Annotated in this window: 7 protein-coding genes and 1 pseudogene; 5 read left to right on the top strand and 3 right to left on the bottom strand. The window is 74.5% G+C overall.

The window, feature by feature from the left end; all coding sequences use genetic code 11:
* From ACFVVL_RS06840 to ACFVVL_RS06830, 3 genes and pseudogenes are all read right to left on the bottom strand, one after another.
* A pseudogene (locus ACFVVL_RS06840) lies at positions 1-230 on the bottom strand (hypothetical protein); the annotation flags it as partial.
* Positions 227-934, bottom strand: coding sequence for a cupin domain-containing protein (locus tag ACFVVL_RS06835; protein WP_387671807.1), 708 nt, complete (start codon positions 932-934; stop codon positions 227-229). The gene ACFVVL_RS06835 and the pseudogene ACFVVL_RS06840, both read right to left, overlap by 4 nt.
* Positions 927-2,144, bottom strand: coding sequence for a sedoheptulose 7-phosphate cyclase (locus ACFVVL_RS06830; RefSeq protein WP_387672205.1), 1,218 nt, complete (start codon positions 2,142-2,144; stop codon positions 927-929). The genes ACFVVL_RS06835 and ACFVVL_RS06830 overlap by 8 nt, the downstream gene beginning before the upstream one ends.
* Positions 2,145-2,490: 346 nt before the next feature.
* Here ACFVVL_RS06830 and ACFVVL_RS06825 point away from each other — a divergent pair, with 346 nt between their 5' ends.
* From ACFVVL_RS06825 to fahA, 5 genes are all read left to right on the top strand, one after another.
* A complete protein-coding gene (locus tag ACFVVL_RS06825) occupies positions 2,491-3,909 on the top strand; it encodes a phosphoribosyltransferase family protein (RefSeq protein ID WP_387671805.1) in 1,419 nt (472 codons plus the stop codon).
* A 327-nt stretch (positions 3,910-4,236) separates the two neighbouring features.
* Positions 4,237-5,451: a 4-hydroxyphenylpyruvate dioxygenase gene (hppD, locus tag ACFVVL_RS06820; RefSeq protein ID WP_380289636.1), complete on the top strand. Its 1,215-nt coding sequence runs from the start codon at positions 4,237-4,239 to the stop codon at positions 5,449-5,451.
* Positions 5,452-5,567: 116 nt separating this feature from the next.
* Positions 5,568-6,767: a homogentisate 1,2-dioxygenase gene (locus ACFVVL_RS06815; protein WP_380289634.1), complete on the top strand. Its 1,200-nt coding sequence runs from the start codon at positions 5,568-5,570 to the stop codon at positions 6,765-6,767.
* Complete coding sequence (locus tag ACFVVL_RS06810; protein WP_387671802.1) at positions 6,764-7,642, top strand: hypothetical protein; 879 nt, start codon at positions 6,764-6,766, stop codon at positions 7,640-7,642. Before ACFVVL_RS06815 ends, ACFVVL_RS06810 begins: the two co-directional genes overlap by 4 nt.
* The gene (gene fahA / locus ACFVVL_RS06805) at positions 7,639-8,859 is read left to right on the top strand and encodes a fumarylacetoacetase (protein ID WP_387671801.1); all 1,221 of its coding nucleotides are present in this window, start codon (positions 7,639-7,641) and stop codon (positions 8,857-8,859) included. Before ACFVVL_RS06810 ends, fahA begins: the two co-directional genes overlap by 4 nt.

The following is an 8,859-nucleotide window of genomic DNA, read 5'->3' as shown; positions in this document are numbered from 1 at the left end:
GGGTGGTCCGGGCAGTCGACCAGGACGACCGGGCCGCGCAGCACGTACCAGGCCGCCTCGGTGGACTCACGGCCGGTGAGGTCGTAACAGGCACCCGGCCCGAGGCTGATGTGTTCGAAGGCCTCGCACTCGCTGTGCAGCATGCCGCGGCGGGCGAGGCAGCGGGTGCGGATCCGCTGGGTGCCGGGGCCGAGGAGCAGGCGGGGTGCGGCCGTCCGGGTGACGATCATCGCCGCCCCCCGCTCTTCGGCACGAGTTCCGCGTGCAGGTAGACGAGGCCGCCGGGGCCGGCCGCGAGGTGGAGGTCGGTGCCGAGCGGCAGGGTGAACGCGGTGCCCGGGCGCAGCGGCACCCGGACGTCCCCGGCGCCCGCCCGCCCGTTGCCGCCGACGACGAAGGCGGTGTGCTCGACGCCGTCGGCGAGCAGGAAGTCGCGCTCCCCGGTGGCGAGTTCGACGTGCCGCAGCAAGCGCAGCGGTCCGCCGACGACGGCGGACGGGTCGATCGGGCCGGTGCGTCGCAGGTCGCGGACCACGGTGCTGCCCACCGGGGCGGCGGCCGCCGGGTCGGCGGGCGGATCGGCGGGCAGTTCGATCACCAGCCAGTCCAGCGGCCCGGTCCCGGTGTTGCGCAGCCCGTGCCGGGTGCCGACCGCCGTCAGGACGGCGTCGCCCGCGCGGACGGTGTGCGGGCGGCCGTCGAGGGTGACCTCGCCCTCCCCGGCGAGCAGGACGTACACCTCGCGGGTGCGGGTGTGGAGGTGTTCGCCGCTGACGCCGCCCGCCGGGATGCTCGCCCATTCGACGGCTTCCCAGTCCCCGGCGAGTCCGGCACGGCGCGCGAGGCAGGTCCACCGGGTGGTCCCGGGGGCGCCGTGCACCCCGTGGACGTCGGCCGGTGCGGTGGTGTCGGCGATCACGACGGCGCTACGCACGCGTCCCCCTCCCCTCCGCAGCCCCCGCACCGGCGCCGGCACCGGGACCGGCACCGGCACCGTCCCCGGCCGACCAGGCGCGCAGCCACCCGGCCGCGTCGGCGAGTTCGGCCCCGTCGAGGTCGTCCACGAAGACGCCCGCCCCGATCCCGCGGGGCAGCGGCAGCCGTTGCCGCCCGTCGCGGTGGCGGACGGTGTCGGCGAGCGCCTCGCCGAGCGTGACGGGCTCCATCAGCGGGTGCCAGACGGGCAGTTCGAGCCGCCGCATCAGCCGCAGGATCCGTTCGGCCTGCCCGGCGTCGACCAGGCCGCGGCGCCGGGCGACGACGGTGGTGAGCGCCATGTCGGCGCAGACCGCCTCGCCGTGCAGGAGCTCGGGCAGCGCGCGCATCTCGACGGTCGGGCTGAACGAGTGGCCGTAGTCCATCAGGCGTTCCAGGCGGTGTTCCCAGAGGTTGGGCTGGAGCTCCTGGAGCATGCCGTGCACGGCGCGGCCGAGCACGGCGGCGCCGGCGCCCGGGGACTGGAAGCCGGTGTCGAGCAGGTCGCGCCCGTGGCGTTCCAGCAGGACGAAGAGGTCGGCGTCCTTGATCAGCGCGACCTTGAGGATCTCGGCGAGCCCGTTGCCGATGTGGCGCCGGTCCAGGGTGGCGAGGAAGGCCGGGTCGAGCAGGGTGTCGACGGCGGGGTGGTAGGTGCCGAGGCGGTTCTTGTGACGGCCGTGGTTCACCCCGGTCTTGGCGCCGACGCCCGCGTCGACCAGGCCGATCAGCGTGGTGGGGACGCGCACGAAGGGCGTGGAGCGGCGGTAGAGGCTGCAGGCGAGGCCGACGACGTCGGTGAGCACGCCCCCGCCGACCGCGATCACCGGCTCGCCTCGGCGGGAGATCCCGAAGGAGTCCATCCGGTCGGCGACCTGGAAGACCGCGTCCATGGTCTTCACCTGCTCGTGGGCGAGCAGGACGTGCGTCTCGTGCTCGACGCCCTGGGCGGCCAGGTAGCGGCGCAGGCGTTCGCCGTGCAGGTCGTGGACGCGGGCGTCGACGACGACGAGCCGGCGCCCGGGCGGGCCGCCGGCCCGGGCGAGCGCCGGGTTGCGCGGGTCCAGCACCCCGGGGGTGAAGCGGACCCGGTAGCTGACGGGCAGCGCGGTGGCGACGGTCCAGCCGGTGGCGGGGGCGCCGTTCACCGGGTTGCCGGTGGCGTGCAGGCCGGGGACGTGCGCGGCGGGGTCGTGCGGCGCGGGGACGTGTGCGGGGACGGGCGCGGCGGCGACGTCGGGGGCGGGGTGGTGCTGCGGGTGGGGGAAGGACACGGGTCGGCTCCTTCGGCGGGGTCGGCGGATCGGACGGCCCGGCGGGTGAGGGAGGGCCCACCGGACCGGTGTGCACCACGCTGGACCGCCCGTCGTCCCGGACGCACGGGCGGCCGGCCCCATCCGCGTCCCGGACCGTCCCGGCCCCGCCCGGGACGTGGGTGGACGGGCCGGGCCCCGGGCCTCCCGGTCGCGCCGCGCGCCACCCCGGCGACGTACGGTGGAACCGGAGGCCGACACCATGCACGCCACCGGTACCCACTTCACCGACCGCACCGACGCGGGACGCCGGCTGGCCGCCCTGCTGGGCCACCTGCGCGGCCCCCGCACCGTGGTGGTGGCCCTGCCGCGCGGCGGCGTCCCGGTGGCCGCCGAGGTGGCCGCCGCGCTCGGCGCGCCGCTGGACATCTGCGTGATCCGCAAGCTGGGCGTCCCGTACCAGCCGGAGCTGGGCATGGGGGCGATCGGCGAGGACGGGGTGCGGGTGATCAACGACCACGTGCTGCGGCCCGCCGGGGTGACGCCGGAGCAGCTGGCCGCGGTGGAGGCCCGGGAGCGGACCGAGCTGGAACGCCGGGCGCACCGCTACCGGGGCGGGCGCCCGCCGGTGGACCTGCGCGGGCGGACGGTGGTCGTGGTCGACGACGGCATCGCGACCGGCTCGACCGCCCGGGCCGCCTGCCTGATCGTGCGGGCGCGCGGGGCGGAGCGGGTGGTGCTGGCCGTGCCGGTGGCGCCGCGGGAGTGGACGGAGCGGCTGAGCGGGGTCGCCGACGAGCTGGTGTGCGTGGGCACGCCGTCGCCGTTCTTCGCGATCGGCGAGTTCTACGCGGACTTCTCGCAGACCGAGGACGCGGAGGTGCTGCGCCACCTCGCCGCGGCCCGCGCCGGCGAAGCGGGGTCCGGCGGTGGGGCGAGGTCCGGCGGCGAAGCGGGGTCCGGCGGTGGGGCGGCGTCCACCGACCCACCGGGAGCCGACGACGACGGGGTTCCGGCGTCCGACCGCGAGGTGACGCTGCCCGCCGCCGGCGCCCGGCTGACCGGCCGGCTGACGGTGCCCGCCGGCGCCCGCGGCATCGTGGTGTTCGCGCACGGCAGCGGCAGCGGCCGGCACAGCCCGCGCAACCGCCACGTGGCCGCCCGCCTGAACGACGCCGGGCTGGCCACCTTCCTGTTCGACCTGCTCACCGAGGACGAGGAGGAGGACCGGCGCAACGTCTTCGACGTCGAGCTGCTGGGCGCCCGGCTGACCGACGTGGCCCGCGCGCTGCCCGCCGAGCAGGCCCGCGCGGCCGGAGGCGCGTTCCTGCCGCTCGGGCTGTTCGGTGCGAGCACCGGCGCCGCCGCCGCGCTGTGGACGGCCGCCCGGCTCGGGCACGGGGTGGGCGCGGTGGTCTCCCGGGGCGGGCGGCCGGACCTCGCCGGGGAGGAGGCGCTGGGCACGGTGCTCGCGCCGACGCTGCTGATCGTCGGCGGCCGGGACGAGGTGGTGATCGACCTCAACCGGCGGGCGCGCGAGCGGCTGCGCTGCGAGAGTGAGCTGGCCGTCGTCCCGCACGCCGGGCACCTGTTCGAGGAGCCCGGGACGCTGGACCGGGTCGCCGAGCTGGCCCGCGACTGGTTCGACGGCCACCTCGCCCCCTGCGCTCCCCCGCCCTGAGCCGCTCCCACCGCCCCTCCCCCCTCCACCTGCCTCCACCCCCTCCACCCGGCTCCACCGCCCTGACCAGCGCACTCGCCCGATCGGGGCCGATGCGCAGAACTCGTGAAACCCCCCCGATCCACCGAGCATTCTGCACAGCACGACCAGCGATTTCCTGATCACCTTGTACACATTGAACAGTGAAAACCCGATCTGTTGCCCAATCCGCCCGACTGGAGCAAGCTCTCCGCTCAGCCGCCCGCATCCGCCCCCACCCCAACCCCGCGGAGCGGCAGCCTCAAGCGGATGCCTCAATGCCGAGGCCTCAATGTGGAGGAACGACCGATGACCCCGCAGTCCCACGCCCTTGAGCTGACCCCCGAGGAGCGCGAGGCCGGTCTCGACGCCGAGCAGCTGCGCCGCCTCGTCGGCCTCGTCGAGCACGACCCCGCCAGCGACCCGTTCCCGGTCACCGCGCAGGACGCCGTCGTGTTCGTGGTCGGCAACGCCACCCAGACGGCCCAGTTCTACCAGGCCGTCTTCGGCATGGAGCTGGTCGCCTACTCCGGCCCGGAGACCGGCCGCCGCGACCGCAAGGCCTTCGTGCTGCGCTCCGGCTCCTGCCGCTTCGTGATCAAGGGCGGTGTCTCCCCCGACAGCCCGCTGCTGGACCACCACCGCCGCCACGGCGACGGCGTCGTCGACCTGGCCCTGGAGGTCCCGGACGTCGACAAGTGCATCGCGCACGCCCGCGCCCAGGGCGCCACCGTCCTGGAGGAGCCGAACGACGTCTCCGACGAGAACGGCACCGTGCGCCGCGCCGCGATCGCCACCTACGGCGAGACCCGCCACACCCTGATCGACCGCTCCCGCTACACCGGCCCGTACCTGCCCGGCTACATCACCGCCCGGAGCAAGGTGCAGCACCCGGAGGGCTCGCCGCGCCGCCTGTTCCAGGCCCTGGACCACGCGGTCGGCAACGTCGAGCTCGGCAAGATGGACGAGTGGGTCACCTTCTACAACAAGGTCATGGGCTTCGTGAACATGGCCGAGTTCGTGGGCGACGACATCGCCACCGACTACTCCGCGCTGATGTCGAAGGTCGTCGCCAGCGGCAACCACCGGGTGAAGTTCCCGCTCAACGAGCCGGCCGTCGCCAAGAAGAAGTCCCAGATCGACGAGTACCTGGAGTTCTACACCGGCGCGGGCTGCCAGCACATGGCGCTGGCCACCAACGACATCCTCACCACCGTCGACGTGCTGCGCTCGCGCGGCGTCGAGTTCCTCAACACCCCCGACTCGTACTACGACGACCCGGAGCTGCGCGAGCGGATCGGCAAGGTCCGGGTGCCGATCGAGGAGCTGAAGAGCCGCGGCATCCTGGTCGACCGCGACGAGGACGGCTACCTGCTGCAGATCTTCACCAAGCCGATCGGCGACCGCCCGACCGTCTTCTACGAGTTCATCGAGCGGCATGGTTCGCTGGGCTTCGGGAAGGGCAACTTCAAGGCGCTCTTCGAGGCCATCGAGCGCGAGCAGGAGCGCCGCGGCAACCTCTGAGGCGGGCCGCCCCGGAGGCCGCCGGTCTCCGGGGCCGGCGATCTCCGGGGCACGCAGCCACCGCTGGAGCCGTAGGAAGCGCTGGGCCACAGGAAGGTCCGGGAGGAGCAGGGACGATGGCGTACTACCGGCAGCTGGGCAGCATCCCGCCCAAGCGGCACACGCAGCACCGCACGCCCGAGGGCGGGCTGTACTACGAGGAGTTGATGGGCGAGGAGGGGTTCTCCTCGGACTCCTCGCTGCTCTACCACCGGGGCATCCCCTCGGCCGTCGTGAACGCCGTGCCGTGGGAACTGCCCGACCAGTCGACGGTGCCCAACCATCCCCTGCTCCCCCGCCACCTCAAGCTGCACGAGCTGTTCGCGGGCCAGGAGTGGAAGTCCGCGGACGTCGTGGCCTCGCGCCGGCTCGTCCTCGGCAACGGCGACGTGCGGATCTCCTACGTCGCCGCCGGGGCGCCGAGCGAGCTGTACCGCAACGGGCTCGGCGACGAGTGCGTGTACGTGGAGTCCGGCTCCGGCACCGTGGAGACGGTCTTCGGCGCGCTGGAGGTCGGCCAGGGCGATTACGTGGTCATCCCCCGGGCGACCACCCACCGCTGGGTGCCGTCCGGCGACGAACCGCTGCGCGCCTACTGCATCGAGGCGAACAGCCACATCACCCCGGTCAAGCGCTACCTCTCCAAGTACGGCCAGCTGCTGGAGCACGCGCCGTACTGCGAGCGGGACCTCCGCGGCCCGTCCGGCCCGCTGCTCGTCGACGGCGGCGACGTCGACGTCCTGGTCAAGCACCGCGGCCCGAACGGGATCTCCGGCACCCGGTACACCGTGCCGCACCACCCGTTCGACGTGGTCGGCTGGGACGGCTGCCTGTACCCGTACGCGTTCAACATCCGGGACTTCGAGCCGATCACCGGGCGGATCCACCAGCCGCCGCCGGCCCACCAGGTGTTCGAGGGCAACGGGTTCGTGATCTGCAACTTCGTTCCCCGCAAGGTGGACTACCACCCGCTGTCGATCCCGGTGCCGTACTACCACGCCAACGTGGACAGCGACGAGGTCATGTTCTACTGCGGCGGCGACTACGCGGCGCGCAAGGGTTCGGGCATCGGCCAGGGCTCGATCTCGCTGCACCCGGGCGGCCACACCCACGGCCCGCAGCCGGGCGCGTACGAGCGGTCCATCGGCGTGGAGTTCTTCGACGAGCTCGCGGTCATGGTGGACACCTTCCGCCCGCTGGAGCTGGGCGAGGGCGGCCGCGCCTCGGAGGACTCCGGCTACGCCTGGACCTGGTCCGGTCGGGGGCCGCAGCAGTGAGCACCACCCCCGTGATCCCGCCGCTGTTCCAGGGGCTCTTCGACGACGCGGCGGTGTTCCCGCCCGGGAACCTGCCGGTCGCCGACGCGGTGCCCGCGCACCGCGCGCACCGCACCGCCTGGTACGCCGACGCGGTCGGCCCGTTGCTCTGCGGGGCGGGCCGGCTGGGCGAGTTGGCGGCCGCGGCGCAGGGCGCCGGCCCTGCCGCGGCCCAGGCCCCCGCCCCCGCCCTCCGGGTCGGGCTGGTGCTGCCGGGGGGCAGCTCCGAGCTCGGCCCGGCACTGGCCGCCGCCGCCCCCTTCGAGGTGGCCGGCGTCGAACTCGCCACCCGGGACGCCCGGGAGGCGGTCGCCGCGCTCGACCTGCTGCTACCGGCCGACGTGCCGGCGGCCGTCGAGCTGCCGCGCGAACTGCTGCGCGGCGACGGCCTGGACGAGGTCCTGGACGTGCTGGTCGACAGCCCCTACCGGGCCAAGTTCCGCACCGGCGGGATCGTCGCCGGAGCCTTCCCGGACGAGCGGGAGCTGGCCGGCTTCCTCACCGGGTGCGCCCAGCGCGGCCTGCCGTACAAGTGCACGGCCGGGCTGCACCACGCCGTCCGGCACACCGACCCGGTGACCGGCTTCGAGCACCACGGCTTCCTGAACGTCCTGCTGGCCGCCCAGGAGACCGACCCGGCCGCGGCCGCCGAGGTGCTCGCCGAACGCTCCGGCGAGGTGCTCGCCAAGGCCGTGCAGGCCCTGAGCGACCGTCAGGTCACGGTGATCCGCAACTCGTTCACCGCGTTCGGCACCTGTAGCATCGCCGAGCCCCTGGAAGACCTGGCCGCCCTCGGCCTGCTGTCGCCCGACCCGAAGCCCCAGGAGGACCGTTGACCACCCCCCGCAGCTGGCTCGCCCCCGCGAACGACTCGCCGTTCGGCGTGCACAACCTGCCGTACGGCGTCTTCACGGCCGGCGACCGGCCGGGGCAGCGGCGGATCGGCGTGCGCGTCGGCGACTTCGTCCTGGACGCCGGCGCCGCCGCCCGCGCCGCCGGGGAGCCGTCGGTGCTCCTCGACGCGGACTCGCTCAACCCGCTGCTGGCCGCCGGCCGCCCGGTGTGGACCGAGGTGCGGGCCTCGCTCACCCGCTGGCTGACCGAGGAGTCCCACCGCGAGGCCCTCACCCCGCTGCTGCTGCCGCTCGCCGAGGTGGAACTGCACCTGCCGTTCGAGGTCGCCGACTACGTCGACTTCTACGCCTCCGAGCACCACGCCACCAACCTGGGCCGGATCCTGCGCCCCGGCTCCGAGCCGCTCACCCCCAACTGGAAACACCTGCCGATCGGTTACCACGGCCGCTCCGGCACCGTCGTGGTCTCCGGCACGCCGGTGGTCCGCCCGCACGGCCAGCGCAAGGCCCCGGCGGACGCCGTTCCGTCCTTCGGCCCGACCCGCCGGCTGGACATCGAGGCCGAGGTCGGCTTCGTCGTCGGCACGCCCTCCGTGCTCGGCGAGCCCGTCGCCCTGGACGCCTTCCGCGAGCACGTCTTCGGCGTCTGCCTGGTCAACGACTGGTCCGCGCGCGACATCCAGGGCTGGGAGTACGTGCCGCTCGGCCCGTTCCTCGGCAAGTCCTTCGCCACCTCCGTCTCGCCGTGGATCGTGCCGCTGGACGCCCTGGAGCACGCCCGGGTCGCCCCGCCCGCCCGCGACGTCGAGCCGCTCCCCTACCTCGACGACCGCGACGGCGAGCCGTGGGGCCTGGACCTCGCGATGGAGATCCGCCTCAACGGCCACACCGTCTCCCGCCCGCCGTTCGCCTCCATGTACTGGACGGCGGCCCAGCAGCTCACCCACATGACGGTCAACGGCGCCTCCCTGCGCACCGGCGACCTCTTCGCCTCCGGCACCGTCAGCGGCCCCGACGTCGAGACCCGCGGCGCCCTCATCGAGCTCACCTGGAACGGCGAGAACCCGCTCAAGCTCCCGGACGGCACGACCCGCGCCTTCCTGGAGAACGACGACGAGGTGACCATCACCGCCACCGCCCCCGGCCCCGACGGCACCGTCGTCGGCTTCGGCGACGTCTCCGGCCGCATCCTCCCCTGA

Source organism: Kitasatospora sp. NPDC058115, from assembly GCF_042884635.1.
Lineage (GTDB): Bacteria > Actinomycetota > Actinomycetes > Streptomycetales > Streptomycetaceae > Kitasatospora.
This window is presented reverse-complemented; position numbering and strand designations above follow the sequence as displayed.